Consider the following 25,013-nt stretch of genomic DNA (forward strand, 5'->3'; position numbering starts at 1 on the left):
TGTGCGCCATTACGGATTGCCTTGAGTTGTGGGCCCATAGGCGCGCCGCCGTAAACGGCCACAACAGTTACACCCGGCATTTGCTTGGCGTAGGTTTCAAAGGCGGTTGCTACTTGCAGCGCCAACTCACGGGTTGGCGCCAGGATCAGGGCTTGCGGCTCGCGCTTGGCAGGATCGATGCAATGCAGAATAGGCAGGGCGAACGCGGCGGTTTTACCGGTACCGGTTTGCGCCTGGCCAATCATGTCCTTACCGGCCATGATGATCGGGATCGATTGCTGCTGAATCGCCGAAGGTTCTTCGTAGCCGGTCGCTGCGACGGCTGCAAGAATATTCGGGTTAAGATTAAAAGCGGCGAAGCCGCCGGTTTCCTGGGTCATGGGTCTGCCTCTAAGTGCATCCGCAAAGACCCATGCTCCAAAGCTGCGCATGCCGTGTTGAGACTCAAGAGTCGCCCTGGCTGCTTTGTCGGCGGGGATTTGCGAAAACGAATGAATGAAAAAGATTCGTCAAGGAAGAGTCCGCTGTGCGGACGTGCAGCCGAAGCTGACTTCGGGGAATTGCGCTACCTAAACGCGGCCCGGTTAAAGGCCGGCGCGCACTATACCGGAAATAGCTGAAAAAGGGAGCTTTTTTTATCGCCAGGCGCCGATAAACCGCACTGGGTCACGCGCTTTGCAGATCCGTGCGCCAGGGTCTATTTTTCAAAGGCCCGGCCCTGTTGGTCATCGAGCTTAAACGGTTCACCCACCCATTGAGACCCTTTGGTCTGAAACCTCACCTGCGCCCCGAGGGCACACCCGATGAATCAAGCCAGCAGTAGCCGTGTCAGCCGCGCACTTGAGGGCCATGTTCTATTGCTAGGCCTGGACCGCGTGGCCAAGCGCAACGCCTTTGACCTGGATTTGCTCAATGAACTGAGCCTGGCCTATGGCGAATTTGATCGAAACGATGACGCACGGGTGGCCGTGGTGTTCGCCCATGGCGATCACTTCACCGCAGGACTGGACCTGGCCAATGTCAGCGGCGTAATGGCCGGCGGCTGGCAACCGCCGCTGGGAGGGTGCGACCCGTGGGGGGTGTTTGCCGGCCCGCGCGTGAGCAAGCCGGTGATCGTCGCCGCCCAAGGTTACTGCCTGACCCTTGGTATCGAGTTGATGCTGGCGGCGGATATCAACCTCTGCGCCAGCAATACCCGCTTCGCCCAGATGGAGGTGCAACGCGGCATCTTTCCGTTTGGCGGCGCGACATTGCGCTTTCATCAGATTGCCGGCTGGGGCAATGCGATGCGTTGGCTGCTCACCGGCGACGAATTCGACGCCCATGAGGCCCTGCGCCTGGGGTTGGTGCAGGAAGTGATGGCCAGTGAAGACCTGTTGCCCCGTGCCATTGAATTGGCCAACCGCATTGCGCGCCAGGCGCCGCTGGGTGTGCAGGCAACGTTGATGTCGGCACGCCTGGCGCGCATGGAGGGTGAGGCCGTCGCAGCCGCCGCGCTGCCGCCCATGGTGGATAAACTGCTCAACAGTGAGGATGCGAAGGAGGGTGTTCGGGCGATGGTCGAGAAGCGGCCCGGGGTGTTCAAGGGGATTTGAACAAACTGAATTAGCCGTCGCCAGTGAGGGCCTCTTCGCGGGCAAGCCCGCTCCCACAGGGGATTGCATTTCAACACTGAGTGCAATTCGACTGTGGGCTTGCCCGCGAAAGCGTCCGAACTGACAACTAAGTTGCTGGCCGAATCGCCTTGATCAACGGCTGCAACGAATACCCCAATCGCGGCGCCAAGGCTTCGGCGCGGGCTGACAGCGCATCCAGGTCCAGCACCTGATCCAGCTCCGAAGGCACCAATAGAATCACATTGCCCTCCTTCACCGGCAGCTCCCAGTAATGCCGGTGGTACAACCCACGCAGCAACGCCGCCCCCAGCGGCTTGCCGTCATCGGTGGCCCACTGGTTGATCACCAGCCAGCCGCCCGGGTTGAGTTTCTTCTGACAGTTTTCCAGGAAGGTCCAGGCCAGATGCCCCACGCCCGGGCCGACATCGGTGTAGAGGTCGACGAAAATCAAATCGGCCGATTCAGCACTGTCGAGCAATTGCAGCGCGTCACCAATGCGGATGTACAAGCGCGGATCGTCATCCAGCCCCAGATATTCAATCGCCAGGCGCGGCACATCGGGGCGCAGCTCAATGGCTTCGACATCCTCCAGCGCCAGGAACTTGAGGCATGCCTGGGTCAACGTGCCCGCGCCCAGGCCGAGGAACAACGCACTTTCCGGCTGTTCATGGCACAACGCGCCGATCAGCATCGCGCGGGTGTAGTCGTACTCCAGCCAGCTCGGGTCAGCAGTGAACACACAGCTTTGCTCGATGGCGTCGCCAAATTCGAGAAAGCGGTAATCAGCCACTTCAAGCACACGGATCATGCCGAATTCATCATGGACTTCGGCCAGCAGGCGCTCGACACGCTCCTCGCTCATCACTACTCCTAAAGGGTTTACCACACGACAAAGGCGCGATTGTCGGCCAAGCGGCAACCACAGGTCACGCACTAATTGCTGCTAACATTGACGCCCTAACATCCACCTGCAAACGAGTTCATGATGAGCCACCCCTGGAGTCCCGATAGCTGGCGAGCCCTGCCGATCCAGCAGCAACCCCGATACCCGGACGCCGCGCACTTGGAGCAAGTGGAGCAGAGCCTGGCGAGCTACCCGCCCCTGGTGTTTGCCGGCGAAGCCCGCGAATTGCGCCGTCAGTTTGCCGAAGTGACCCAGGGTCGTGCCTTCCTGCTGCAAGGTGGCGATTGCGCCGAGAGCTTCGCCGAGTTTTCCGCCGCGAAGATCCGCGACACCTTCAAGGTGCTGCTGCAGATGGCCATTGTCATGACCTTCGCCGCCGGTTGCCCGGTGGTGAAAGTCGGGCGCATGGCCGGCCAGTTCGCGAAGCCACGTTCGGCCAACGATGAAACCATCGACGGCATCACCCTGCCCGCCTACCGCGGCGATATCGTCAACGGCATCGGCTTCGACGAAAAAAGCCGCGTGCCAGACCCGGACCGCCTGTTGCAGTCCTACCACCAGTCCACCGCCACCCTCAACCTGCTGCGCGCCTTTGCTCAGGGCGGTTTTGCCGACCTGCACCAAGTGCACAAGTGGAACCTGGATTTCATCGCCAACTCCGCCCTCGCCGAAAAGTACAGCCAACTGGCCGACCGCATCGACGAAACCCTGGCCTTCATGCGCGCCTGTGGCATGGACAGCTCGCCGCAATTGCGCGAAACCAGCTTCTTCACCGCCCACGAAGCGTTGCTGCTCAACTATGAACAAGCCTTCGTGCGCCGCGACAGCCTGACCAACGATTACTACGACTGCTCGGCGCATATGCTGTGGATCGGCGACCGTACCCGTCAGTTGGACGGCGCCCATGTCGAGTTCCTGCGCGGGGTGAACAACCCGATCGGCGTGAAAGTCGGACCGAGCATGAACCCGGAGGACCTGATCCGCCTGATCGACATCCTCAACCCGGATAACGACCCTGGCCGCCTCAACCTCATTGCCCGTATGGGTGCAGGCAAGGTCGGCGACCATTTGCCCAACCTGATCCGTGCCGTGCAGCGCGAGGGCAAGCAGGTGCTGTGGAGTTGCGACCCAATGCACGGCAATACCATCAAGGCCAGCAGTGGCTACAAGACCCGCGACTTTGCGCAGATCCTTGGCGAAGTGAAGGATTTCTTCCAGGTGCACCAGGCAGAAGGCAGCTATGCCGGCGGGATCCATATCGAGATGACCGGGCAGAACGTCACCGAATGCATCGGCGGCGCACGACCGATCACCGAAGATGGCCTGTCAGACCGCTACCACACGCATTGCGACCCACGGATGAATGCCGATCAGTCGCTGGAGTTGGCGTTCCTGATTGCCGAGACCTTGAAACAGGTAAAGCGCTGACGTTTTATCGACGGGGATGACGCCATCGCGGGCAAGCCCGGCTCCCACAGAAAAACGCGTTCAAATGTGGGAGCCGGGCTTGCCCGCGATAGAGCCTTAAAGGCTGACATCCCGGTTCAGCATCGCAGCCCTCAACCGGGCAGCACTGGGCCGCTGGCAATTGAGCTGGATCTGTTCCAGCCCTAGCCAGTCGGCCATCTTTCGTAGGTTCAAGGCCAGCGCCAACATACCTTCCTCATCCAGCCCAGGTTCTTCCTCGTGCACGGCATGCACGGCCAGGCGCTCATGGGCACGCTCGGCCCGCAGGTCGACGCGTGCGGCAATGCGTTCGTTGTGGAGAAACGGCAGGACGTAATAGCCGTACACGCGTCTTTCTTGCGGCGTGTAGATCTCCAGGCGATAGCGAAAGTCGAACAAGCGCTCGGTGCGGCTGCGCTCCCATATCAGCGAATCGAACGGCGACAACAATGCACTGGCCGGCACGTTGCGCGGCAGTTTGGGCGCCGCCAGGCAATACGCCGGTTGTTTCCAGCCCCGCACCTGGCACGCCAGCAGTTGCCCATCCTCAACCAGCTCGGCCAAGCGGTTGCGGCTGTCGGCGGGGTCGAGGCGGAAATAATCGCGCAGGTCTTTTTCGGTGGCGACACCCAATGCAGTCGCACTGTGCAACAGCAAGCCACGCTGCGCTTCACCTTCACTCATGGAGACCCTGAGCACCTCTGCGGGAATAACACGCTCGGGCAGATCATAAAGCCGCTCAAACCCTCGACGACCGGCAACCGTGACCAGGCCAGCGGCGAACAGCCATTCCAGCGCGTGCTTTTCATCACTCCAATCCCACCAGGGACCGGCACGCTCCTCGCGGGTCGACAAGCTACCCGCCCCCACGGCGCCCTGCTGTTCGACGGTGCGCAACACGCGCTGGATCGTCGCCTGCTGTTCACGGCCAAAACGTGCCATCTGCGAATAGATCCCCTGCCCTTGCCGGGCGCGCTCCATACGCCAACCCATCAGCGGGTACAGCGCCAAGGGCAGCAGCGACGCCTCATGCCCCCAGTATTCAAACAGAGAACGCCGCCGCCCCAGGCTCCAGGCCGCCTGCTCAAGAATCGATGGGGAATAAGAACCAAGGCGGGAAAACACGGGCAGGTAGTGGGAACGCACCAGCGCATTGACCGAGTCGATCTGTAAAACGCCCAGGCGCTCGATCAAGCGGTTGAGGTGCGTGGCCTTTATCTGTGCAGGCGCCTGGCGCCCGGAAAACCCCTGGGCAGCCAGCGCCATGCGTCGAGCTTGCTTGAGTGAAATACACAGGTCGGCGGGCATGGCGATCTCCATTGAGGCTCGCGCCCTACCCTACTGCATCCGGGCTTATTTTCGCAGCGGGTCTTCCCAGAAATGCCGATGGCTTTCCTGCGCGACGTCGGCGCGATTGAGCCCGATGTCCTTGAGTGCGTCATCGCTCAGGGTCGCCAGCATCTGCCGCTCCTGATGCAACAGCTGCCAACGCGCGAATGTGTGAAAAAGCCCAGCAAACAGCCAGTTATCCGTCGATATGAAACCTTTTTGACCTTTCATCTTCTCGCCCTCCAGTGGGGATGACGACAGTGTGTGCTTGGCATTATGATCAATCCAACGAATGTTTCTTATGCATTACATCTCAGAGATTGATCAATTGTCCGCCTATCCCAGCATCGACACAGACGTGCTGCGCACCTTCGTCGCCATTGCCGACCAGGGCGGTTTCACCCGTGCCGGCGAGACGGTCAATCGCACTCAATCGGCGGTCAGCATGCAGATGAAGCGTCTGGAAGAAGACGTGTTGCAGCGCAAACTGTTCGAGCGCGATGGCCGGCAGGTACGGCTCACGCCCGAAGGCCAGGTGCTGCTGGGTTATGCGCGGCGCATCCTGAAATTGCACAGTGAAGTGTTCAATACCCTGCGCGAGCCGCATATGGTGGGATTGGTGCGCATCGGCACGCCGGATGACTATCTGATGCGCTTTCTGCCAGGGATCCTGAAACAGTTCTCCAAAGCCTACCCACTGATTCAAATCGAAATGCACTGCGAAGCATCGACCGTATTGATGCAACGGCGGGACTTGGCGCTGACCGTGATCAGCCGCGAGCCCGGCAATGATCTGGGTGAGTTGTTGCGTACCGAACGCATGGTATGGGCAGCATCACCGTGCTTTTGTGTGGAGGAGCACGATGCCCTGCCTCTGGCGGTGTCCGGCGACGAGTGCCTGTACACCCATTGGGCACGTGCGGCATTGGACGCGGCCGGGCGAGATTATCGCCTGGCCTATCACAGCTCTAACGGAGCAGCGATCCTGGCGGTGGTGAGTGCGGGCCTGGCGGCGATGGTCAGCATGGAAAGCCTGGTCACCGACGACCTGCGAGTGCTCGGCAGCGACGAAGGCTTCCCGCCTTTGCCGTCGATGAACCTGCGCTTGCTGCGTAACCCGCAGATGACCTCGCCGATCACCGAGTGCCTGGCGGACTACATCGTCGAAGGCTTCAAACTTTAAAGGTAAGCATCACCGCGCACACCACCAAAAAGCCACAGAACAGGCCGCGCAACAGGCGCTCCGGCAAGGCATGAGCCACTTTCACGCCCCAACTGATACTCAGCAGGCCACCCACCGCCAGCGGTAGGCCGATCATCCAGTCCACCTCGTGGTGCCAGGCATAGGTGACCAGGGTCACACCGGTACTGGGCAACGCCAAGGCCAACGACAACCCTTGGGCAACCACTTGAGTAGTGCCGAACACACTGGTGAGTACCGGTGTGGCCACCACCGCGCCGCCGACCCCGAACAGCCCGCCCATGGAGCCGGATGCCGCGCCCAAGACGCCAAGCCAGGGCCAGGAATAACGCATTTGCGTGGTGGGCGGCGCGTTGCGGGTGAACATGCGCAGCAGGTTGTAGGCAGACAGCGCCACCAAGAACGCAATAAAACCAATGCGCATGGCGCCCGCATCCAGCCCCACCGCCCAGATCGATCCCAGCCAGGCAAAGCAAAAGCCGGTCACACCCAAGGGTAAGGCGTGACGCAACTCGATGCGGTTACGTTGGTGATAGCGCCACAGGGCGAGCATCACGTTCGGCACGACCATGACCAAAGCGGTGCCCTGGGCAATTTGCTGATCCAGCCCGAACAACACGCCGAGTACCGGGATAGCAATCAGCCCGCCGCCGATGCCAAACAGCCCACCCACGGTGCCCAACGCCGCACCCAATGCCAGGTACATCACTAGATCCCACACCGCTCGCTACTCCGCAATTCCAAGCTTTGCATGCTACGCAGTCGGCTCTGGCGCGGAAACGCACAGCAACGCACAATGGCTGTGCCAATCTCGCATAAGCGTCGAGCCATGAACCCCAACACCTTGACCGACCAACTCAGCCTGTTTCTGGATGTGCTGGAAGCCGGCAGCTTTTCCGCCGCCGCGCGCCGCCATCCGCTGACACCTTCCGCCGTGGCCCGGCGTATCGACAGCCTGGAGAACTCAGTGGGCAGCCGCCTGTTCCAACGCAGCACCCATGCAGTAGTGCCCACCTCGGCGGGCCTGGCCTTTGCCGAGCGGGCACGACGGATTGTCAACGAGTTGCAGCTGGCGCGGGCTGAAGCGGTCTCGCTGAGCCATGCGCCGGAGGGGTTGATCCGGGTCGATGCGCCCGCAGCATTCGGCCGCCGGCATCTGGCGCCGGTCATTGCGGACTTTTTAAACCTGTACCCAGGACTGGACGTGCACCTGCACTTGATCGACAGCTTTGTCGATATGCAGGGCGCGCATCTGGGCAAGGTCGATCTGGTTCTGCGCGCTGGGCATATTGTCGATACCCGGCTGGTCGCTACGCCGTTGGCGAGCATTGTGCGTATCGCCTGCGCCAGCCCCGCGTACCTGAAAAGCCGTGGCACGCCGGCCCATCCTCGAGAGCTGAGCGAACATGATGGCCTGGACTGGGACGGGCTGGCGCCAATGTTCGCCTGGCGCTTCGAACTGGACGGGCGTCGCACCACCTATCGCCCCCGGCGCATCCGCATGAGCGCCAACAATGCCGAAGCCCTGCTTTCGGGTGCACTGGCCGGGCTGGGCATCGCTCACCTGCCGACCTGGTTGGCCAGTGAATACCTGGTACGCGGTGAACTGTTGCCGCTGTTTTGTGAAGACGGTTTGCCGAGCCCGGAAACCGCCGGCATTTATGCGCTGCGCCTGGAGCAACAGCCCAATGCGCGCAGCCGATTGTTGCTTGAATATCTCAAATCCCGTTTCAGCCCGGTGCCGCCTTGGGATCTGGCATTGCAAAGTGGCTTGGTCTGACGCCTCCGGCAAAAATTACCTGGCGCATTAAAGATTTGCCCGCTAGATTCCAGCCCAGACATGCTTTTTCGAGACGCCACCATGAGCAAAAACCCTGATCCTTGCGAATCGCTGTTGCTGGACAACCAGCTGTGCTTCGCCCTGCACTCTACTTCATTGCTGATGACCAAGGTCTACAAGCCGCTGCTCCAAGCCATCGGCCTGACCTACCCGCAATACCTGGCCATGATGGTGCTGTGGGAAGAGGATGAATTGACCGTCAGCGAAATCAGCAGCCGCCTACTGACGGACCCAGGCTCCATGACGCCACTGCTCAAGCGCCTGGAAGCCGAGGGCCTGCTCAGCCGTACCCGCAGCCGCGAAGATGAACGAGTGGTAGTCGTGGAACTGACCGACACCGGGCGCGCCTTGCAGGAGAAGGCCAAGGATGTTCCACAATGCATCCTGGGCGCCAGCGGGATGGCGCTGGAGCAATTGCGCAAGCTGCAAGGAGACCTGATCGCGTTGCGCGCCAATCTGCAAACCAGCCTCTGACGCAACGCACACCTAAAAAGTGGGAGCTGGTTTGCCTGCGATGGCCATAGGTATCTACACAACTTCGGCACGACGCTAAATCTGTGGCGAGGGAGCTTGCTCCCGTGACGGCCTGGCAGCCGACACAGATATAACTGATGCCCCCGCGATCCAAGGTGGGAGCTGGCTTGCCTGCGAAGACGGCCTGACAGTCAACACAGTTGGACCGTGTACATATCCATTCCTGCGGTAACGGCCACTTAGGGTTCCGCTTTTACAGCGGCTCACTTTTGAAAAGCCGGAATGCCGGCCCAGACAAAAGTAAGCAAAACGCTCTTGCCCCACCACTCGGCACCTCGCCCAGGCTCGGTGTGCCCGTAATCCGCCAGCGTGGTTTAACGGGGCGCCTAAGATCAAAGCAGATCAAGATAAAGAGCGGCTCGCTTCGCATCGTGGTTACCGTTGAGCTAACAGAGTTATGTAGATACCTATGCTGCGATTGCGGTACATCATTCAACAATGCATTGACTGACACACCACAATCGCAGGCAAGCCAGCTCCCACTTTTTGCTCTGCGGTGCCCTCAAATTTTTCAATCAGCCAAAAAACTGAAAAATTAACTTGCGCACTAAACATTAGCGCTATACATTCGCCTCACCAACTACTTAGCGCGCAAATGTTTAGCGCTAAACATACAGAGGAACGCCCCATGCAAACGCTCTATACCGCAGTAGCCACCGCCACTGGCGGCCGTGATGGTCGCGCCGTTTCCAGCGACAATATCCTCGACGTCAAACTGTCGACTCCCAAGGAGTTGGGTGGCGCCGGTGGCCAGGCCACTAACCCCGAGCAATTGTTTGCTGCCGGCTACTCCGCCTGCTTTATCGGCGCACTGAAATTCGTTGCCAGCCAGACCAAACGCAAAATCCCGGATGACGCTTCGATCACGGCCCACGTTGGCATCGGCCAGATCCCTGGCGGCTTCGGCCTGGATATCGACCTGCATGTCAGCCTGCCGGGCCTGGCCCAGGATGACGCGCAAAGCCTGGTCGACGCCGCGCACCAGGTCTGCCCGTACTCCAACGCCACCCGTGGCAACGTTGATGTGCGCTTGCATGTAACGGTCTGAAAAACAGACGCCCATGAAAAAGCCCGACTCAAAGTCGGGCTTTTTTCGTATCGCCGGGGCCAGAATTACTTCTTGGCGCGACCTTTGTACGAACCACCTTCACGGGTGTCGATCTCGATCATGTCGCCGATTTCGATGAAGTCTGCAACGCTCAGCTCGGTACCGTTCTTCAGTTTGGCAGGCTTCATCACCTTGCCGGAAGTGTCACCGCGAGCGGAACCTTCGGTGTAGTCAACCTGACGCACGATGGTGGTCGGCAGCTCTACGGAAACCAGGCGATCTTCGAAGAAGATAGCTTCGCAGACGTCTTCCATGCCTTCTTCGATGAACGGCAGAACGGCTTCGATATCTTCAGCGTTCAGCTCGTACATGGTGTAGTCGGTAGTGTCCATGAACGTGTAGGTGTCGCCGCTGATGAAGGACAGGGTCGCTTCTTTGCGGTCGAGGATTACGTCGTCCAGTTTGTCATCGGCGCTATAGACGATCTCGGTCTTGTAACCGGTCAGCAGGTTCTTCAGCTTGGTCTTCATGATTGCGCTGTTACGACCAGACTTGGTGAACTCAGCTTTCTGAACCAGCCAAGGGTCGTTTTCGAGACGGATCACTGTACCGGGTTTCAGTTCTTTACCAGTTTTCATTGCGTATATCCGAAATTTGGATGGGATTGACAAAAATCAAGGTGGCGTATCATATCCAACTTTCATAAAACTGTACCAGCGCCGTCGCAAGATCGGCCTGCAAGCCTTGTTCCAGACACCACTTCTCAGCGTGCTGGGTGACCTCGGGCCAGTGTTCCAGCAGCATTTTCCAGGACTGTGCCATATCGCCATCAGCGTTCCAGGCTTGCCAGAGCGTGACGACGGCAGCCTTGGCGGCCGGTGAAAGTGCGGCAGTGTACAGTTCCAGGAAGGCATCGAGCTTGTCCAGGTGGATGTCTTCGTCCTGGCGGTAGATGTGCCATAGCATTGGCCTCCCCGCCCACTGGGCACGCACGAACGAGTCTTCGCCCCGTACGGCGTTGAATTCGCAGCACCATAGCAATCGGTCATATTGCTCCTGACGCACGAATGCAATGACCTGAACGGTCAGCGCGCCGCGCACCTGAATGTCTCCCGCCGACAAACTGCTCACCCCCAGCCAGCGTTGCACATCCCCCAGAATGCGCCCTTCCGGCACCAGCAAGTGCGTCCCACGCCCATCGGCTGCCAGCACGTCCAGCCAACCGGGCAACCCGTCATTCTCATAGGCAAACAGCGACATCAAACGCGCGCCGGCCGTCGGAGCAACACCCAGGCTTTGCAGGAACTGTTGCTGCGCGGCGGCGTCCTGCTGAAATGCCCGGCGTCGCTCCAACAAGCCGGCTTCACGCAACAGGCCGCCGGTGCCAGGGCGAAACCCGGGGAAGAAAAAGTATTTCTGCACGCCTTTGTACTTCACCGAAGGCAAGCGATGACAACCCACCACCCAGTCTTCAGCGCTGAGGTAATCCAGGTTCATCCACAATGGCACACGCTCACGCTCGGCCATGCAGTCCATGTACTCAGGCGGTAGCTGGCAGGCGAACGCAGCAATCACCACATCGGCCGGGTGCGCGCCTGGCCATTCGGCCGGCCAATGACGCACTTCGACGCCCTCTTGCCATTGCTGGCCCACCTGCACATCAATGTCCGGGCACATGCGTTCGAAGGCCCGCAGGTCATCGACCCACAAGCGCACGTCACAGCCATGCTCCACCACCAACTGCCGGGCCAAGCGCCAGGTCACGCCGATGTCGCCGTAGTTGTCGACGACACTGCAAAAAATATCCCAGCGGGCTTTCATTCCGGGCTCCATCAATCAAAGGTTCGATTGTCCGCATAAATGCGTGGATGCAGAAGGCTTGATCGCGATTATTCTGCACGGAGGCTGTGCGACAATCACCGTCATGCCGTCAATGCCTGCCAGGAGGCTCTTATGTCTGACCGTCCGTTATCGCTGCTCAAACTCTGCATCGCGATTGCCGCAGGCGTGTGGCTAGGGTTTATCGCCATTGCGCTGACCACCTGGCTGGCGTCTCGCTACCTGTTCCCCCAGAGCCTGGCGCCGGTGGCACAGGCGGTTCAGCAATTGGGCAAACCGGCGATGGTTGAGCCGCAGCCACCGAACCGTCTGTTCGAACAGTACCAACAGAACCTGCAAAAACAGGCACAACAACAGGCCCTGGACCAGGCCCGAAGCAACGCGCGTAACCTGTCCAACCCCAAATGCCAGTTCTGGCTGCAACAAGACCAGAACGCCCCCAATGAAAAGACGCGGGCCAATGTCCTGCAATTCTGCGATTGATGCCAAATACCGCCATGAATAAACACGCCGTGCTCCAGTTGATCCTGGAAAAGCTCACCGTCGACCTCGACATCGTCCAACGCGCCGCGCAGACCGCCTACGAAACCGCGACCCACGAAGAAAATATTGCCGAGAACAAATACGACACCCTCGGCCTGGAGGCTTCGTACCTGGCCACCGGGCAGGCCCGGCGAGTGGAGGAGATCAAGCAATCGCTGGTGCTGTGCCAGCAACTGCAGCTACGTGCATACGATGATCGACGCGGGATAGAGATCGGCACGCTGGTGGGCCTGGAAGACGAGGACGGTCGTCAGCAATGGCTGTTCCTGGCGCCGGATGCAGCGGGTTTGAAAGTGGATGTGGTCGGGCAACCGGTGACCGTCATCACGCCGCGCTCGCCGTTGGGCAAAGGCCTGCTGGGCAAGCGTATCGATGAAGAGGTGGAGATTCTGGTGGCCGGCGCTCGGCAGCACTTTACGGTTACCGAGGCCAGATAACCTACACCCCTGTAGGAGCGAGCTTGCTCGCGAAGAAACGCAAGGGCGCTGCATGCTACCTGGCGCCCCGCGTTAACGTTGGCGGTCTTCGCGAGCAAGCTCGCTCCTACAGGGTCACCGCGGTCAGTGGACGGGCAATTCAACGCCGTCGAACAACTCTTCCAGCTCTTGCTTGTTGTGGCACTGGATCGCCTTGGCCATTACTTCGCGGGTCAGGTGCGGTGCGAACTTCTCGATGAAGTCGCACATGAAGCCGCGCAGGAAGGTACCGCGGCGGAAACCGATCTTGGTCACGCTGGACTCGAACAGTTCGCTGGCATCCAGCACCACCAGGTCTTTGTCCAGGTTGGTGTCGACCGCCATCTTGGCGACGATTCCGACGCCCAGGCCCAGGCGAACATAGGTCTTGATCACGTCGGCATCGGCAGCGGTGAACACCACCTTGGGCGTGAGGCCGCGATGGCTGAACGCTTCGTCGAGCTTGGAACGGCCGGTAAAGCCGAACACGTAGGTCACGATCGGGTATTCAGCCAAGGCTTCCAGGGTCAGCTTCGGCAGCTTGGCCAAAGGGTGCCCCTGGGGCACAACCACGCAGCGGTTCCAACGGTAGCAGGGCATCATTACCAGGTCGCCGAACAATTCCAGGGCCTCGGTGGCGATGGCAAAATCGACGGTGCCGTCAGCGGCCATTTCGGCAATCTGCATCGGCGAACCCTGGTGCATGTGCAGCGCTACGTCTGGGTATTGCTTGATGAAATCACGGATCACCGGCGGCAATGCATAGCGCGCCTGGGTGTGAGTGGTGGCGATCGACAAGGTGCCTTTCTTCTCGTTGGAGAACTCCTGGGCGATCTGCTTGATGCTTTCGACTTTACGCAGGATCTCGCCGGCGGTGGTGATGATGCGCTCGCCGGCTGGAGTGACGCGGGTCAAGTGTTTGCCGCTGCGTGCGAAGACTTCGACGCCCAACTCGTCTTCGAGCAGGCGGATCTGCTTGCTGATACCAGGCTGCGAGGTATAGAGGCTTTGAGCGGTAGCGGAAACGTTGAGGTCGTGGTGCGCCACTTCCCAGATGTAGCGCAGTTGTTGAAGCTTCATATGAATCCCTCAAAGCAGATAGACGCCACGGGTATCAGCGACGGTATATAACTATATTAAAGGTTTAACGGATAAATCTAGAACTTTTTATCGTTTTTACCGATCAACTATCGTCACTGCGCCGACGCTGCAGCGACGGCACCAGGTAAACCGGCACCGGGGACAACTGCAACACCCGTGCGGCGGTACGCCCAAGGGGGACGGCCACGCCGGTTGCCTGGCTATGACTGCCTACGACCAGCAAGTCGACGGACAGTTTTCGCAACTGGTCGAGAATCACCTCGCAAGGGTCCCCCTGGATAACCTTGACCGAGCGAATCCATTGCAGGTCCTGCTCCCCTTCCTCCCACTCCTCGCGAAAGCTGTCCAGCACGCGCTGTTCAATCGTCGCCATCACCGTGCTCAGCCCCTTGCTCTGCCATTCGCTCAAGGCGGTTTCATCAAGGTAGCTCTGCAACACCGATTCGGCGAACAAGCCAATGGGCTCGACCACGTGGATCACATACAGGTCAGCCTTGAACGTTCGCGCCAGCGCCACTGCATGTTGCATCACATAGGGTGCATACAGACCGAGGTCCGTGGCAAACAGCATCGAGCGAATCATAAAACCTCCTGGACTGCCAGGATGGCGGGAATTGAATGAGCTTAGCAGCTAGCTCTCGGTCTGGATTCTCAACTCATTGCTGATGCCATGGGGCACGTGCCCGGTGGCCACTACCTCCCTGGCTTTCTCGCAATGGCCGGCCTGGTCATCGAAAAACACATCGGCGGCAAAGGCTTCCAGAAACGCGGATTTTTCCAGGCCACCGAGGAACAGCGACTCGTCCAGGCGGATATCCCACTCGCGCAACGTGCGGATCACGCGTTCATGGGACGGTGCCGAACGTGCGGTGACCAACGCGGTACGGATCGGGCAGGCCTCATCGGCAAACTCGCGTTGCAACAGGTTCAGTGCCGCCAGGAAGCCCTTGAACGGACCGCCGTGCAAAGGCTGGCGCGCCGACTCTCGCTCGCTGGCCTGGAAGGCTGCCAGCCCGCCGGCCTGGTAGACACGCTCGGACTCATCGGAGAACAGCACGGCATCGCCATCGAATGCGATGCGCAGCTCTTCGCTGGAAGCGCGGCGCGGGCCGCCGGACAAAATCGTCGCGGCCGCAAACCCGGCATCGAGGGCACTGCGCACATCTTCAGCATGGGTGGAGAGAAACAGATGACAACCGAAGGCGGCCAAATAGGGATAGGGACTACGCCCGCCTACGAAAGCGGCGCGGGAAATATCCAGGCCGTAATGCTGGATCGAGTTGAACACCCGCAGCCCGGTATCGGCACTGTTGCGCGACACCAACACCACCTCGACCCGCGCACGCCCCAGGCTGGCATTCAGGCTCAGCAGCTTCTTGACCAGCGGGAAGGCATCGCCAGGCTCGAGGGTTTCTTCCTCGTGCTCGATCTGGTATTTGCGGTAAGCCTCGACCCCTTCAGCCAGATAAACCTTGTGGCTGTCACTCAGGTCGAACAGCGCTCGTGAGGAAATCGCCAGCACCAGTTTGTCAGCCAATCCCTTCACCATGGTAGTTCCCCCCAATCAGCGGTTGTGCCGATCAATAAAACTCAAGGCCTGATAGAGCGCCTGCATGCGTGGCAGTTCGCAACCGGCCGCTTTGGCAGCGGCCAAGGGGCGGGCGTAGATGGCCGCCAGCTCCAGCGGCCGCTTGTGCAGATGGTCGTGGTACATGCTGGGCAGGTAGTCGTCCATGGTTTCTGTCATGGCGAACATCTGCCCAGCGTAACTGGCAGGAATTTCATGCCCGCAGGCATGAGCGCCCTGCACCACCTCGGCCATCAGCGCCTGGATCAACTCGCGGCTGGACTCATCGGCCATCATGGCCGTGGTGCCCGTGCCCAGCAACACAGAGAGGCCGTTGAACGGCACGTTCCAGACCAGCTTGTGCCAACGCGCCAGATGCACATTGGCCATGGCCTGGGACTCGATGCCAGCTTGATGAAACAGCCCGGCGCCGGCTTCGACAATCGCCTGTTGCTGCACCTCGTCGTTGGCCGCCGTGCCACTGTGATAGCCCAGGTTGACCCGGCCCAACGCCTGATGCTCGACCACACCGGGGGCCGAGCGGTGCACACCGATGTAGCACAGGCCGCCCAACAGATGTAGCGACGGCGGCAGGTGTTCACGCAGGCTGTCTTCCACATCGAGGCCGTTTTGCAAGAGCACCACTTTGGCGTCCGGCGCCGCCACCTGGGCGATGGTTGGCGCCAAGTCCACATTGCCGGTGGACTTGGTGCCCACCAGTAGCCAGTCGCACGGCGGCATGTCGGCGGCGCTGGCATAGGCCTGCACCGGATGCAGGTGCAGTTGCCCATGCACCGTACTGTTGACGTGCAGGCCATGCCTGCTCACCGCGGCATATTCGCTGCGCAACAGGAAATGCACATCGAAGCCGGCACGCGCCAGCATCAGTCCGTAGTAACCACCAATGGCACCGGTACCGATAATGCCAATGCGTGGCGACGGGGCTGCAACTGCTGTCATGGCAAATCCTCTGGTATTCGATTGAGCGCCTGGTTTACGCATTCAGCGAGGTGGGATGCTGTAAGACGTGCCTGTAATTGCCCAAGGAATTGACCCTCGCACACCAAGAACAACGCCGGCAAATGAAAGATCTGGTAGCGTTCCACCGCACCGCCGTTGTGCCCGGCATCCACCCAGCACACGCGGTCCACCGGCAAGTGCCAGCCAGGCAACTGCTGGCGTGCCCAGCGGCAACTGGCACAACCGACACTGGTGAACACTACCAGCGAAATACCTGGCAATCCCAGCAATTGCTGGTCAATATCCAGGTCGGTCAATTCCAGTTCCTTCACTATACTGCTGCCATTGCCGTCAACTGGACGGCGCTCGGAGTCCGTGTACATGGGTCGTTTTTTACCTCACCCTGATGATGTCGCTGTCGAGTTGATCCAACGTCCCTCTCCCGCCCTGCCCCGCCAACGCCTGCACACTATCGGCCGCGGCGGCGTCGCCTGCAATTGGCCACGTGCCTGGCGCGCCGGCACGGCGGTTGATCTGCATATCCCTTCCCTGGGGCCCAGCGCCCGTTATCCGGGCTATGTCGCCTGGTGCCGCAAAGTCGAACAGGGCTATCGCATCGGTATTTGCTTTACCGATGAACACGCCTTGTTCGGTGCGCGAATGGGTGAGCAAGTGTGCCAGATCGAGCGTTACTGCCGCCTGCACGAAGATGCCGAGCCAACGCCTGCGCAACTTGAAGCCATGGCCCGTGACTGGGTGTCGCGCCATGCTGACGAGTTCTCCCATGAGGCGATTGTGTAGCCAGCGCTGGATTAAACCGGGCTTTGCCCATTGTCGCGGGCCCGTGTTACGCGCTAAGGTTCCTCCCCCCTGCATTCAAATCATGCTGTGCCCGCCGCACGGGGATAGCTGGCGGCCGGCACCCGTGACCCTGGCGAGTAACACGATGGCTGATTTACCGATCAATGACCTTAACGTTGAATCCAACGAGACCCTGATCACCCCCGATCAGCTCAAGCGCGAAATCCCCCTGAGCGACGCTGCCCTGCAGACCGTCACCAAGGGCCGCGAAGTCATCCGTGACATTCTCGACGGCACCGACCACCGCCTGTTCGTGGTGATCGGGCCCTGCTCTATCCACGACCTCAAGGCCGCCCACGAATATGCCGAGCGCCTCAAGGTGCTGGCGGCAGAGGTGTCCGACACCTTGTACCTGGTCATGCGCGTGTATTTCGAGAAACCGCGTACCACCGTCGGCTGGAAAGGCTTGATCAACGACCCATACCTGGACGACTCCTTCAAAATCCAGGATGGCTTGCACATCGGTCGCAAGCTGCTGCTGGACCTGGCTGAAATGGGCCTGCCCACCGCAACCGAAGCCCTCGACCCGATCTCCCCGCAATACCTGCAGGACCTGATCAGCTGGTCGGCCATCGGCGCACGTACCACCGAATCCCAGACCCACCGCGAAATGGCGTCCGGCCTGTCCTCGGCCGTAGGCTTCAAGAACGGCACCGACGGCGGCCTGACCGTGGCGATCAATGCGCTGCAATCGGTCTCCAGCCCTCACCGTTTCCTGGGTATCAACCAGGAAGGCGGCGTGTCCATCGTGACGACCAAGGGCAACGCCTACGGTCACGTGGTGCTGCGTGGCGGCAATGGCAAGCCCAACTATGACTCGGTCAGCGTCGCATTGTGCGAACAGGCACTGAACAAGGCCAAGATCAAGCCAAACATCATGGTTGACTGCAGCCACGCCAACTCCAACAAAGACCCGGCGTTGCAGCCGTTGGTGATGGAGAACGTCGCCAACCAGATCCTGGAGGGCAACCAGTCGATCATCGGCTTGATGGTCGAGAGCCATTTGAACTGGGGTTGCCAGGCGATTCCAAAAGACTTGGCCGATTTGCAATACGGCGTGTCGATCACCGATGCCTGCATCGACTGGTCGGCCACTGAAACCACCCTGCGCAGCATGCATGCCAAACTCAAGGACGTGTTGCCCCAGCGCAAACGCACCTGAGCCAATACCTGTTTCGCGCACACAAAAACGCCGGGCCAAGCCCGGCGTTTTTTATTGGCAACTGGTCAGTTACAGCTTCGCAGCATGGCGCTGGTGGCGCTCCATATAGCGTTCGACATAGGAGCATGAGGGGATCACCGTGTAGCCAGCCTCTTCGGCAAACTTCAAGGCTTCCTCGGTCAACGCAGCCGCAATGCCTCGCCCCCGCAGTGCGTTGGGCACGAAGGTGCGATAGATATCCAGGGTCTGCTTCCCGAGGTCCATGTAGGTCAGGTAGGCACGATGACCGTCCACATTGGTCTCGAACTGATGACCAGCCTGGTCATGGTGGATGGACAACGCCTCGCTCATCACTACTCCTCGCGGGTCTGAATTAACGACCCTACCTTACCGATGTTTTTCCGGCGAAGGAACATCTACGCCACCCCGTGCCGGTTTCGACAGCGAGAAAACCGTGAGCGCTCACAACCAGCACATAGGGAATAGTAGGCACCAATCCTGAAATTGCTCAAGGCGCACTCGTCATCCCCTGCCGCTGGTGGATATAGAAAGGGCCTCGATCAACCGGTGACCGATAGCCTGAACATTGCCGGCAGTTGAACCTTGAGACGAACTGGCGCACTTAAAGTCACCTCTAGATGCGCGAAAGATGCCTTGCGCAGTAAAGCCAAGCGCAACCAAAGTGCCCCGCTTCGTTATATAAAATTTCATCTGTTTACAAGGCTTAACACATGCGGGCCGGCCCTTTCAGCCTGGATCCAATGTTCGTCGAGGTGCAAAAATCTGGACAGTTTTCATACAGACCGCCAAAAGATTAGCCAAAATAGATTCAGCACAAGAATTTTTTTTGCTTCTTGCGCAACGTCAGTTTACTTACTACAAGTAATGGGTAGTATGTACGCCGGCTATTAGCTCACTCTGAGAAAGTAGCCATTAAATTGAAAGTCCTTGAAGGGGAACACGATGAACAACGTTCTGAAATTCTCTGCTCTGGCTCTGGCCGCAGTTCTGGCTACCGGTTGCAGCAGCGTCTCCAAAGAAACCGAAGCTCGTCTGACTGCAACTGAAGACGCAGCAGCTCGCTCCCAGGCCCGTGCAGACGAAGCCTACCGTAAAGCTGATGAAGCTCTGGCTGCTGCTCAAAAAGCACAACAGACTGCTGACGAAGCTAACGAGCGCGCTCTGCGCATGCTTGAAAAAGCAAGCCGCAAGTAATAATCCTTCGGGGTTGTTATCAAGCCGATCCATTTATGGGTCGGCTTTTTTTTGCCTTTGATTTGGCCCGCGCCACCTGTAGGAGCGCGCTTGCTCGCGAAGATGGTCAACGATAACGCGGGCGTCCTGAATGTCAGCGGCGCCCTCAGGTTTTTCGCGAGCAAGCTCGCTCCTACAGCAGGTCGGCTGGGGTACTTGAGGCCACGGGCGCCGCGCCTGGCACTCCAATTTCGGTCGGCAAGCCATCCTCGGCGGCGACCACATCACGCACCTGGTCCCAGTTGACCCGCAGGTTATTGGACAGGTCTTCGCGCTTGAGCAACGCATTGATGACCGCGGTGTGCTTGTCGACCACCGAGGGCGTACCGTCATCGTTCAACGGCGTGTGAGCCTCAAGGTAAACCTTGCCACCACTGCTGCCGAACTTGTACGCATCATTGATGATGCGCACTGACGTGCCTACCGGCACCATGCCCGCCATTTCCAACACGTTGTTATTGAACATGCGGAAGCAACCGTGGCTGGTGCGCGTGCCGATACCAAACTTCATGTTGGAGCCGTGAATCAGGTAACCCGGCGTGCCCAGGGTGAACTTGAAGGGCCCCAGCGGATTGTCCGGGCCGGCAGGCACCACGTTGGGCAGCGGATCACCGTTGGCGGCGTGTTCGGCCTTGATCGAGGCCGGTGGCGTCCAGGTCGGGTTCGGCGTCTTGGCGATGATACTGGTATGGGCGATCGGCGAACCCCAGCCTTCCCGGCCAATGCCCAGGGGGAAGGTATAGACGACGTTTTGGCCTTTTGGATAGTAGTAGAGCCGGTATTCCGCCAGGTTGATCACAATGCCTTCCCGCGGCCCGGGCGGCAGGATAAAGCGTGTCGGCAGCACAATCTCGGTGCCCGCCCCCGGCAACCAGGCATCGACACCCGGGTTGGCCGCAACCATTTCCGAATAGCCCAGGTCGTAGGTGGTGCCAAGGTCGGCAAAGGTGTCTTCGTACTTGGCCTTGATCACTTGGACCTGGCCAACAATGTCCTCACCGGGCGGCGGCAAGGGCAACTGCAAGGCCGCCGCCGAACCCGCCGCACAAAGCGCAGCAAGAGACAGGCAGCAGGTGACGACGGAAAGGCGCGACAACATCCGGAAAATCCTTCGCAAGACGACGGGTGGGGAAAAATTGATTGTATACGGCTTCGCAGTGCCAAGCTTCAAGCTGTTTTACAGCTCGAAGCGCAGCTCCGGCCAGATCGGAGGCGTGCCGCGCTTTTGCGATTCGAGAATTGCCCGGCATAACGGGCAGAGTCGCTGGTCTTGGAAAATCGAGCGGTTGACCGATGACCAGCGTGGCTGTGCCGGCAATAGAGTGCCGCAGAGCGTGCGATCGATCGAGCCGCCCAGTTCCAATTGACGCGCCACCAAATGCACCCGCACTTCCTGGCAGGCGAACAGGTCCAGCTGCTCGTCCGGCTCGATCAGTTGGTAGTTAAACAGGGACCAGGCAGGGCGCGACATCGAGGGCTCCAAATCGGGGGGGCGCCACCTTAGCCGAAAGCCTGCCGGTAGAAAAGCGTCATAACAGCGGTTTTAGCGTTGGCCAGACATTTTCCAGCAACTTGTCTTGCGCCCCGACTGCCGGGTGTAGCCCGTCAGCCTGCATCAACTCCGGATGGCCACCCACGCCCTCGAGGAAAAACGGCACAAACGGCACCTTTTCTTTCTGTGCCACATCACCGAATACCTTGGCAAAGGCTTCGACATAGCGCTTGCCGTAATTGGGCGGAATCTGCATGCCCAACAGCAGCACCTTGGCGCCGCTGTCCCGGGACTGCTGGATCATCGAGGCAAGATTTTGTTGCAATTGCGCAGGCGGCTGGCCGCGCAAGCCATCGTTGCCACCCAACTCGATCACCACAACGTCCGGTTTGTGCGTTGCAAGCGCCGCGGGCAGCCGCGCGAGGCCTCCCGCGCTGGTGTCGCCACTGATGGAAGCATTGACCACTTTATCGTCAAAACCCTCCTGCTTGAGCCGTTGCTCCAGCAACGCGACCCACCCTTTGCGGGTATCCAGGCCGAAACCGGCACTGATACTATCGCCAACGATCAGGACTGTACCCGCCGCTGCGTTCTGGGCCATGCACATCAAGGCCAGGCCAGCACTCAAAAACCACACTCGCATCGGATTCTCCATGGGCGCAAGCATTCTCACCGCGCGAAACCTTAGCAAAGTGGTTCCCAGCGCGGAAGGTGAACTGACTATCCTGCACGAACTGAGCCTGGAACTGAACAAGGGCGATAGCCTGGCTATCGTCGGCAGCTCCGGTTCCGGCAAATCCACGCTACTGGGCCTGCTGGCCGGCCTCGACCTGCCTAGCAGCGGCGAAGTCACCCTGGCCGGGCAAGCCCTGAGCACCCTCGACGAAGACCAGCGCGCACGCATCCGTGCCGAACATGTGGGCTTCGTATTCCAATCCTTCCAATTGCTCGACAGCTTGAATGCACTGGAAAACGTGATGCTGCCGCTGGAGCTGGACGGTCGCCAGGACGCCCGCGAGCGAGCCAAACACCTGCTGGAGCGCGTAGGCCTGGGCCAGCGCCTGACCCACTCGCCCCGTCAGCTGTCCGGTGGCGAACAACAACGCGTGGCGATAGCCCGCGCGTTTGCCGCCGAACCGGACGTGCTGTTTGCCGACGAGCCCACCGGCAACCTCGACAGCCATACTGGCGAGCGCATCAGCGATCTGCTGTTCGAGTTGAATAAAGAGAGCGGTACGACCCTGGTACTGGTCACCCACGACGAGCGCCTGGCCCACCGTTGCCGACGCCTGATCCGCCTTGAAGCCGGCCTGATGGTCGCGCCCCTGGAGCCTTGATGGCACGTTTGCCGCTATTGCGTCTGTTCAGCCTTGCCATGCGTCAGTTACTGCGCGATGCCCGCGCCGGCGAATTGCGCGTGCTGTTCTTTGCCCTGCTGGTGGCCGTGGCTGCAAGCACCGCCATCGGCTACTTTGGTGCGCGCCTCAACGGCGCCATGCTGCTGCGCGCCACCGAATTCCTCGGCGCCGACCTGGTGCTCGAAGGCAGCTCGCCGGCCCGGCCCGAGCAAATCAAATCCGGGACCGAACTGGGCCTGGATCACGCTCGTATCGTGGAGTTCTCCAGCGTTATCGCCACCGATAATGGCATCCAGCTCTCCAGCATCAAGGCGGTCAACGAGCAGTACCCCTTGCGCGGCGAGCTTAAAAGCAGCACCGAGCCATTCGGTACGCAAACCCCTGGCGGTGGTCCCAAACCCGGTGACGCCTGGGTGGAAGCACGATTGCTGACGGCGCTGGGCCTGAAAATCGGCGACAGCATCGATGTCGGCATGAAGACCCTGCGCCTGGCGCGCATCCTGACCTACGAGCCCGACCGGGCCGGGAACTTCTACAGCCTCACGCCCAGGGTCATGATCAACCTGGCGGACCTGGACGCCACCGGTGTCGTCCAGCCAGGCAGCCGTGTGAGCTACCGCGAACTATGGCGTGCGCCACAAGGCAGCACTGCGCTGCAAACCTATCGCGACCTGGTCAAACCGGGCCTGGCTGCCAACCAGCGGCTGCAGGACTCCCGCGATGGCAACCAGCAAATCGGCGGCGCGCTGGGCAAGGCCGAACGTTACCTGAACATGGCCAGCCTGGTGGCCGTGCTGCTGGCTGGCGTGGCCGTGGCGCTGTCGGCCAACCGCTTCGCCAGTCGACGTTTCGATGCCAGCGCGTTGTTGCGCTGCCTGGGCCTGTCGCGCCGTGAAGCCATGCTGCTGTTCAGCCTGCAACTGAGCGTGCTGGGCTTGCTGGCGAGCCTGGCCGGCGTCCTGCTCGGCTGGCTGGCGCAATTTGGCTTGTTCTACTTCCTGCACGACCTGTTGCCCGCCGACGTACCGCCAGGCGGGTTGCTGCCGGCTGTTGCCGGGATCGGCACCGGACTGGTCGCCCTCGCCGGCTTCGCCCTCCCACCGCTGGCCGCACTGGGCCGGGTACCGCCGCTGCGGGTATTGCGCCGCGATTTGCTGCCTATTCCTTCAAGTACTTGGATGGTCTACGGCGCGGCACTGTTTGCCTTGGGCCTGATCATGTGGCGCCTGAGCCTGGACCTGGTATTGACCTTCGCATTACTCGGCGGCGGTGTAGTCGCTGCGCTGCTCCTGGGTGGCTTGCTGCTGTTGTTGCTACAGAGCCTGCGGCGGTTACTGGCTCGCGCCTCCCTGCCATGGCGCCTGGGCCTGGGCCAATTGTTGCGTCACCCGTTGGCGGCAGCGGGCCAATCCCTGGCCTTTGGCTTGATCCTGTTGTCCATGGGGTTGATCGCGCTGTTGCGGGGCGAATTGCTCGACACCTGGCAAAACCAGTTGCCCAAGGATGCGCCCAACTACTTCGCCCTGAATATCCTGCCAGCCGACAAGGACGCCTTTGGCGCCCGCCTGCTGGACGTCCAGGCACAAGCAGCGCCGCTCTACCCGGTGGTGCCAGGGCGCCTGATCAGCATCAATGGCGAACCCGTGCAGGAGATTGTCAGCAAGGACTCCAGTGGCGACCGTGCCACTCAACGTGACCTGAGCCTGACTTGGGCAGCCGACCTGCCAGCGGGTAACGTCCTGACGGCAGGTACCTGGTGGTCGGCGCAACCCACTGACGGGGTTCCTGGCGTGTCGGTGGAAGCCAAAGTGGCCGAGAGCTTGAAGCTCAAGCTCAACGACCATCTGTTGTTCACCATCGGCGGGGAAAACCGTGAAGCGCGGGTCACCAGCCTGCGCACCATCAACTGGGATAACTTCCAGCCCAACTTCTTCATGATTTTCCAACCGGGCACCTTGAAGGATCTGCCGGCGACCTACCTGACAAGCTTCTATCTGGCTCCCGGCCATGACCAACAGATCGTCGACCTCTCACGGGCCTTCCCGGCGGTGACTATCCTGCAGGTCGAGGCCCTGCTGGAGCAGTTGCGCAGCATCCTTGCCCAAGTAACGCTGGCAGTCGAATACGTGCTGTTGTTTGTCCTCGCGGCGGGCATGGCGGTTTTGTTCTCTGGCCTGCAGGCCACCCTGGATGAACGAATCCGCCAAGGTGCATTGCTACGCGCCTTGGGTGCCGAGCGTAAGTTGCTGGTCAAGGCCCGACGCATTGAGTTCGGCCTGCTGGGCGCCGTCAGCGGCTTGTTGGCGGCACTGGGCACCGAACTGGTGACCTGGGTGCTGTACCGCTATGCATTTGACCTGGCGTGGCATCCCCACCCGTGGTTGTTACTGCTGCCCGTAATCGGTGCCTTGCTGATTGGCGCTGCCGGGGTATTTGGCACGCGCCGCGCACTGAATGCCAGCCCGCTGACCGTTCTGCGCGAAAGCTGACCCCCGATGGCGCG

General features: G+C 60.2%; 29 protein-coding genes and 1 pseudogene. 14 read left to right on the top strand and 16 right to left on the bottom strand.

The window, feature by feature from the left end:
• A partial coding sequence (locus APH41_RS16245; protein WP_156359060.1) for a DEAD/DEAH box helicase occupies nucleotides 1-380 on the bottom strand: 380 nt, incomplete at its 3' end.
• Between the two features lie 423 nt (nucleotides 381-803).
• Here APH41_RS16245 and APH41_RS16250 point away from each other — a divergent pair.
• The gene (locus APH41_RS16250) at nucleotides 804-1,595 is read left to right on the top strand and encodes a crotonase/enoyl-CoA hydratase family protein (RefSeq protein WP_054920150.1); all 792 of its coding nucleotides are present in this window, start codon (nucleotides 804-806) and stop codon (nucleotides 1,593-1,595) included.
• Nucleotides 1,596-1,722: 127 nt separating this feature from the next.
• Here the strand turns inward: APH41_RS16250 and APH41_RS16255 are convergent, their stop codons facing one another.
• Complete coding sequence (locus APH41_RS16255) at nucleotides 1,723-2,478, bottom strand: spermidine synthase (protein ID WP_034127149.1); 756 nt, start codon at nucleotides 2,476-2,478, stop codon at nucleotides 1,723-1,725.
• A gap of 123 nt (nucleotides 2,479-2,601) precedes the next feature.
• On the opposite strand from APH41_RS16255, the gene APH41_RS16260 reads away from it, so the two are divergent.
• Nucleotides 2,602-3,948, top strand: a complete 1,347-nt coding sequence (locus APH41_RS16260; RefSeq protein WP_054897897.1) for a class II 3-deoxy-7-phosphoheptulonate synthase — start codon at nucleotides 2,602-2,604, stop codon at nucleotides 3,946-3,948.
• Between the two features lie 96 nt (nucleotides 3,949-4,044).
• On the opposite strand, the gene APH41_RS16265 is transcribed toward APH41_RS16260, so the two are convergent.
• Both APH41_RS16265 and APH41_RS16270 read right to left on the bottom strand, forming a co-directional pair.
• Nucleotides 4,045-5,274: a winged helix-turn-helix domain-containing protein gene (locus APH41_RS16265; RefSeq protein ID WP_034127147.1), complete on the bottom strand. Its 1,230-nt coding sequence runs from the start codon at nucleotides 5,272-5,274 to the stop codon at nucleotides 4,045-4,047.
• 45 nt (nucleotides 5,275-5,319) lie between these two features.
• Nucleotides 5,320-5,526, bottom strand: coding sequence for a DUF1127 domain-containing protein (locus tag APH41_RS16270; protein WP_054920152.1), 207 nt, complete (start codon nucleotides 5,524-5,526; stop codon nucleotides 5,320-5,322).
• A 70-nt stretch (nucleotides 5,527-5,596) separates the two neighbouring features.
• Between APH41_RS16270 and APH41_RS16275 the strand changes: the two genes are divergently transcribed.
• The gene (locus APH41_RS16275) at nucleotides 5,597-6,478 is read left to right on the top strand and encodes a LysR family transcriptional regulator (protein ID WP_054920153.1); all 882 of its coding nucleotides are present in this window, start codon (nucleotides 5,597-5,599) and stop codon (nucleotides 6,476-6,478) included.
• Here the strand turns inward: APH41_RS16275 and APH41_RS16280 are convergent.
• Nucleotides 6,468-7,217, bottom strand: a complete 750-nt coding sequence (locus tag APH41_RS16280; RefSeq protein ID WP_034127144.1) for a sulfite exporter TauE/SafE family protein — start codon at nucleotides 7,215-7,217, stop codon at nucleotides 6,468-6,470. The two genes, APH41_RS16275 and APH41_RS16280, sit on opposite strands and share 11 nt — an antisense overlap.
• 108 nt (nucleotides 7,218-7,325) lie before the next feature.
• Between APH41_RS16280 and APH41_RS16285 the strand changes: the two genes are divergently transcribed.
• The 3 genes from APH41_RS16285 (at nucleotide 7,326) to APH41_RS16295 (ending at nucleotide 9,918) form a co-directional block, all read left to right on the top strand.
• Complete coding sequence (locus tag APH41_RS16285) at nucleotides 7,326-8,276, top strand: LysR family transcriptional regulator (RefSeq protein ID WP_054920154.1); 951 nt, start codon at nucleotides 7,326-7,328, stop codon at nucleotides 8,274-8,276.
• Between the two features lie 81 nt (nucleotides 8,277-8,357).
• Complete coding sequence (locus tag APH41_RS16290) at nucleotides 8,358-8,810, top strand: MarR family winged helix-turn-helix transcriptional regulator (RefSeq protein ID WP_034127142.1); 453 nt, start codon at nucleotides 8,358-8,360, stop codon at nucleotides 8,808-8,810.
• A 688-nt stretch (nucleotides 8,811-9,498) separates the two neighbouring features.
• A complete protein-coding gene (locus APH41_RS16295) occupies nucleotides 9,499-9,918 on the top strand; it encodes an organic hydroperoxide resistance protein (protein WP_034126737.1) in 420 nt (139 codons plus the stop codon).
• A 65-nt stretch (nucleotides 9,919-9,983) separates the two neighbouring features.
• Here the strand turns inward: APH41_RS16295 and APH41_RS16300 are convergent, their stop codons facing one another.
• Both APH41_RS16300 and earP read right to left on the bottom strand, forming a co-directional pair.
• Entirely contained in the window at nucleotides 9,984-10,556 is a 573-nt protein-coding gene (locus tag APH41_RS16300) for an elongation factor P (RefSeq protein WP_032892737.1), read from the bottom strand.
• A gap of 49 nt (nucleotides 10,557-10,605) precedes the next feature.
• Nucleotides 10,606-11,739: an elongation factor P maturation arginine rhamnosyltransferase EarP gene (gene earP, locus APH41_RS16305; protein WP_054920155.1), complete on the bottom strand. Its 1,134-nt coding sequence runs from the start codon at nucleotides 11,737-11,739 to the stop codon at nucleotides 10,606-10,608.
• 132 nt (nucleotides 11,740-11,871) lie between these two features.
• Between earP and APH41_RS16310 the strand changes: the two genes are divergently transcribed.
• Together APH41_RS16310 and APH41_RS16315 are read left to right on the top strand one after the other, a co-directional pair.
• Nucleotides 11,872-12,240, top strand: coding sequence for a hypothetical protein (locus tag APH41_RS16310; protein WP_054920156.1), 369 nt, complete (start codon nucleotides 11,872-11,874; stop codon nucleotides 12,238-12,240).
• Nucleotides 12,241-12,254: 14 nt separating this feature from the next.
• A complete protein-coding gene (locus APH41_RS16315) occupies nucleotides 12,255-12,737 on the top strand; it encodes a GreA/GreB family elongation factor (protein WP_034127037.1) in 483 nt (160 codons plus the stop codon).
• A 123-nt stretch (nucleotides 12,738-12,860) separates the two neighbouring features.
• Here the strand turns inward: APH41_RS16315 and cysB are convergent, their stop codons facing one another.
• The 5 genes from cysB to APH41_RS16340 form a co-directional block, all read right to left on the bottom strand.
• Entirely contained in the window at nucleotides 12,861-13,835 is a 975-nt protein-coding gene (gene cysB / locus APH41_RS16320) for an HTH-type transcriptional regulator CysB (RefSeq protein ID WP_003189876.1), read from the bottom strand.
• 103 nt (nucleotides 13,836-13,938) lie between these two features.
• Nucleotides 13,939-14,439 carry a universal stress protein gene (locus APH41_RS16325; protein WP_034126733.1) on the bottom strand — a complete coding sequence of 167 codons (501 nt, stop codon included), beginning with the start codon at nucleotides 14,437-14,439 and terminating at the stop codon, nucleotides 13,939-13,941.
• Between the two features lie 48 nt (nucleotides 14,440-14,487).
• The gene (locus APH41_RS16330) at nucleotides 14,488-15,405 is read right to left on the bottom strand and encodes a 5'-nucleotidase (protein WP_034126732.1); all 918 of its coding nucleotides are present in this window, start codon (nucleotides 15,403-15,405) and stop codon (nucleotides 14,488-14,490) included.
• 15 nt (nucleotides 15,406-15,420) lie between these two features.
• The gene (locus tag APH41_RS16335; protein ID WP_014717662.1) at nucleotides 15,421-16,383 is read right to left on the bottom strand and encodes a putative 2-dehydropantoate 2-reductase; all 963 of its coding nucleotides are present in this window, start codon (nucleotides 16,381-16,383) and stop codon (nucleotides 15,421-15,423) included.
• Nucleotides 16,380-16,766 carry a hypothetical protein gene (locus APH41_RS16340; RefSeq protein WP_054920157.1) on the bottom strand — a complete coding sequence of 129 codons (387 nt, stop codon included), beginning with the start codon at nucleotides 16,764-16,766 and terminating at the stop codon, nucleotides 16,380-16,382. The genes APH41_RS16335 and APH41_RS16340 overlap by 4 nt, the downstream gene beginning before the upstream one ends.
• Between APH41_RS16340 and APH41_RS16345 the strand changes: the two genes are divergently transcribed.
• Nucleotides 16,765-17,184 carry a hypothetical protein gene (locus APH41_RS16345; RefSeq protein ID WP_054920158.1) on the top strand — a complete coding sequence of 140 codons (420 nt, stop codon included), beginning with the start codon at nucleotides 16,765-16,767 and terminating at the stop codon, nucleotides 17,182-17,184. The two genes, APH41_RS16340 and APH41_RS16345, sit on opposite strands and share 2 nt — an antisense overlap.
• Before the next feature lie 145 nt (nucleotides 17,185-17,329).
• Nucleotides 17,330-18,406, top strand: coding sequence for a 3-deoxy-7-phosphoheptulonate synthase (locus APH41_RS16350; RefSeq protein WP_003189871.1), 1,077 nt, complete (start codon nucleotides 17,330-17,332; stop codon nucleotides 18,404-18,406).
• 69 nt (nucleotides 18,407-18,475) lie between these two features.
• On the opposite strand, the gene APH41_RS16355 is transcribed toward APH41_RS16350, so the two are convergent.
• A complete protein-coding gene (locus APH41_RS16355; RefSeq protein WP_003189869.1) occupies nucleotides 18,476-18,757 on the bottom strand; it encodes a GNAT family N-acetyltransferase in 282 nt (93 codons plus the stop codon).
• A 612-nt stretch (nucleotides 18,758-19,369) separates the two neighbouring features.
• Here APH41_RS16355 and oprI point away from each other — a divergent pair.
• Together oprI and APH41_RS29425 are read left to right on the top strand one after the other, a co-directional pair.
• The gene (gene oprI, locus APH41_RS16360; protein ID WP_003172710.1) at nucleotides 19,370-19,621 is read left to right on the top strand and encodes an outer membrane lipoprotei OprI; all 252 of its coding nucleotides are present in this window, start codon (nucleotides 19,370-19,372) and stop codon (nucleotides 19,619-19,621) included.
• 90 nt (nucleotides 19,622-19,711) lie between these two features.
• Nucleotides 19,712-19,798, top strand: a pseudogene (locus tag APH41_RS29425) (outer membrane lipoprotein carrier protein LolA); the annotation flags it as partial.
• On the opposite strand, the gene APH41_RS16365 reads toward APH41_RS29425, so the two are convergent.
• The 3 genes from APH41_RS16365 to APH41_RS16375 all read right to left on the bottom strand — a co-directional run bounded on the left by APH41_RS16365 (nucleotide 19,794) and on the right by APH41_RS16375 (nucleotide 21,795).
• Nucleotides 19,794-20,759, bottom strand: coding sequence for a L,D-transpeptidase family protein (locus APH41_RS16365; protein ID WP_003189867.1), 966 nt, complete (start codon nucleotides 20,757-20,759; stop codon nucleotides 19,794-19,796). The pseudogene APH41_RS29425 and the gene APH41_RS16365 sit on opposite strands and share 5 nt — an antisense overlap.
• A 78-nt stretch (nucleotides 20,760-20,837) precedes the next feature.
• Nucleotides 20,838-21,131 (bottom strand): hypothetical protein, encoded by a 294-nt coding sequence (locus APH41_RS16370; protein ID WP_003189866.1) that lies wholly within the window; start codon nucleotides 21,129-21,131, stop codon nucleotides 20,838-20,840.
• Between the two features lie 58 nt (nucleotides 21,132-21,189).
• Nucleotides 21,190-21,795, bottom strand: coding sequence for an arylesterase (locus APH41_RS16375; protein WP_054920159.1), 606 nt, complete (start codon nucleotides 21,793-21,795; stop codon nucleotides 21,190-21,192).
• Nucleotides 21,796-21,805: 10 nt separating this feature from the next.
• On the opposite strand from APH41_RS16375, the gene APH41_RS16380 reads away from it, so the two are divergent.
• Both APH41_RS16380 and APH41_RS16385 read left to right on the top strand, forming a co-directional pair.
• Nucleotides 21,806-22,489, top strand: a complete 684-nt coding sequence (locus APH41_RS16380; protein WP_003189864.1) for an ABC transporter ATP-binding protein — start codon at nucleotides 21,806-21,808, stop codon at nucleotides 22,487-22,489.
• The gene (locus tag APH41_RS16385; protein WP_054920160.1) at nucleotides 22,489-24,999 is read left to right on the top strand and encodes an ABC transporter permease; all 2,511 of its coding nucleotides are present in this window, start codon (nucleotides 22,489-22,491) and stop codon (nucleotides 24,997-24,999) included. The genes APH41_RS16380 and APH41_RS16385 overlap by 1 nt, the downstream gene beginning before the upstream one ends.
• Nucleotides 25,000-25,013 lie beyond the last annotated feature (14 nt).

Origin of the sequence: Pseudomonas sp. NBRC 111138 (genome assembly GCF_001320835.1) — a bacterium.
Classification (GTDB): domain Bacteria; phylum Pseudomonadota; class Gammaproteobacteria; order Pseudomonadales; family Pseudomonadaceae; genus Aquipseudomonas; species Aquipseudomonas paracarnis.

Bases quoted from the DNA above. Each gene is read 5' to 3' on its own strand.
- APH41_RS16275 (WP_054920153.1), top strand. From the start codon at position 5,597: ATGCATTACATCTCAGAGATTGATCAATTGTCCGCCTATCCCAGCATC.
- APH41_RS16285 (WP_054920154.1), top strand. From the start codon at position 7,326: ATGAACCCCAACACCTTGACCGACCAACTCAGCCTGTTTCTGGATGTG.
- APH41_RS16250 (WP_054920150.1), top strand. From the start codon at position 804: ATGAATCAAGCCAGCAGTAGCCGTGTCAGCCGCGCACTTGAGGGCCAT.
- APH41_RS16295 (WP_034126737.1), top strand. From the start codon at position 9,499: ATGCAAACGCTCTATACCGCAGTAGCCACCGCCACTGGCGGCCGTGAT.
- APH41_RS16260 (WP_054897897.1), top strand. From the start codon at position 2,602: ATGAGCCACCCCTGGAGTCCCGATAGCTGGCGAGCCCTGCCGATCCAG.
- APH41_RS16265 (WP_034127147.1), bottom strand. From the start codon at position 5,274: ATGCCCGCCGACCTGTGTATTTCACTCAAGCAAGCTCGACGCATGGCG.
- APH41_RS16385 (WP_054920160.1), top strand. From the start codon at position 22,489: ATGGCACGTTTGCCGCTATTGCGTCTGTTCAGCCTTGCCATGCGTCAG.
- oprI (WP_003172710.1), top strand. From the start codon at position 19,370: ATGAACAACGTTCTGAAATTCTCTGCTCTGGCTCTGGCCGCAGTTCTG.
- APH41_RS16345 (WP_054920158.1), top strand. From the start codon at position 16,765: ATGGGTCGTTTTTTACCTCACCCTGATGATGTCGCTGTCGAGTTGATC.
- APH41_RS16365 (WP_003189867.1), bottom strand. From the start codon at position 20,759: ATGTTGTCGCGCCTTTCCGTCGTCACCTGCTGCCTGTCTCTTGCTGCG.
- cysB (WP_003189876.1), bottom strand. From the start codon at position 13,835: ATGAAGCTTCAACAACTGCGCTACATCTGGGAAGTGGCGCACCACGAC.
- APH41_RS16335 (WP_014717662.1), bottom strand. From the start codon at position 16,383: ATGACAGCAGTTGCAGCCCCGTCGCCACGCATTGGCATTATCGGTACC.
- earP (WP_054920155.1), bottom strand. From the start codon at position 11,739: ATGAAAGCCCGCTGGGATATTTTTTGCAGTGTCGTCGACAACTACGGC.
- APH41_RS16350 (WP_003189871.1), top strand. From the start codon at position 17,330: ATGGCTGATTTACCGATCAATGACCTTAACGTTGAATCCAACGAGACC.
- APH41_RS16300 (WP_032892737.1), bottom strand. From the start codon at position 10,556: ATGAAAACTGGTAAAGAACTGAAACCCGGTACAGTGATCCGTCTCGAA.
- APH41_RS16325 (WP_034126733.1), bottom strand. From the start codon at position 14,439: ATGATTCGCTCGATGCTGTTTGCCACGGACCTCGGTCTGTATGCACCC.
- APH41_RS16310 (WP_054920156.1), top strand. From the start codon at position 11,872: ATGTCTGACCGTCCGTTATCGCTGCTCAAACTCTGCATCGCGATTGCC.
- APH41_RS16380 (WP_003189864.1), top strand. From the start codon at position 21,806: ATGGGCGCAAGCATTCTCACCGCGCGAAACCTTAGCAAAGTGGTTCCC.
- APH41_RS16270 (WP_054920152.1), bottom strand. From the start codon at position 5,526: ATGAAAGGTCAAAAAGGTTTCATATCGACGGATAACTGGCTGTTTGCT.
- APH41_RS16370 (WP_003189866.1), bottom strand. From the start codon at position 21,131: ATGTCGCGCCCTGCCTGGTCCCTGTTTAACTACCAACTGATCGAGCCG.
- APH41_RS16355 (WP_003189869.1), bottom strand. From the start codon at position 18,757: ATGAGCGAGGCGTTGTCCATCCACCATGACCAGGCTGGTCATCAGTTC.
- APH41_RS16330 (WP_034126732.1), bottom strand. From the start codon at position 15,405: ATGGTGAAGGGATTGGCTGACAAACTGGTGCTGGCGATTTCCTCACGA.
- APH41_RS16315 (WP_034127037.1), top strand. From the start codon at position 12,255: ATGAATAAACACGCCGTGCTCCAGTTGATCCTGGAAAAGCTCACCGTC.
- APH41_RS16255 (WP_034127149.1), bottom strand. From the start codon at position 2,478: ATGAGCGAGGAGCGTGTCGAGCGCCTGCTGGCCGAAGTCCATGATGAA.
- APH41_RS16290 (WP_034127142.1), top strand. From the start codon at position 8,358: ATGAGCAAAAACCCTGATCCTTGCGAATCGCTGTTGCTGGACAACCAG.
- APH41_RS16340 (WP_054920157.1), bottom strand. From the start codon at position 16,766: ATGTACACGGACTCCGAGCGCCGTCCAGTTGACGGCAATGGCAGCAGT.
- APH41_RS16375 (WP_054920159.1), bottom strand. From the start codon at position 21,795: ATGCGAGTGTGGTTTTTGAGTGCTGGCCTGGCCTTGATGTGCATGGCC.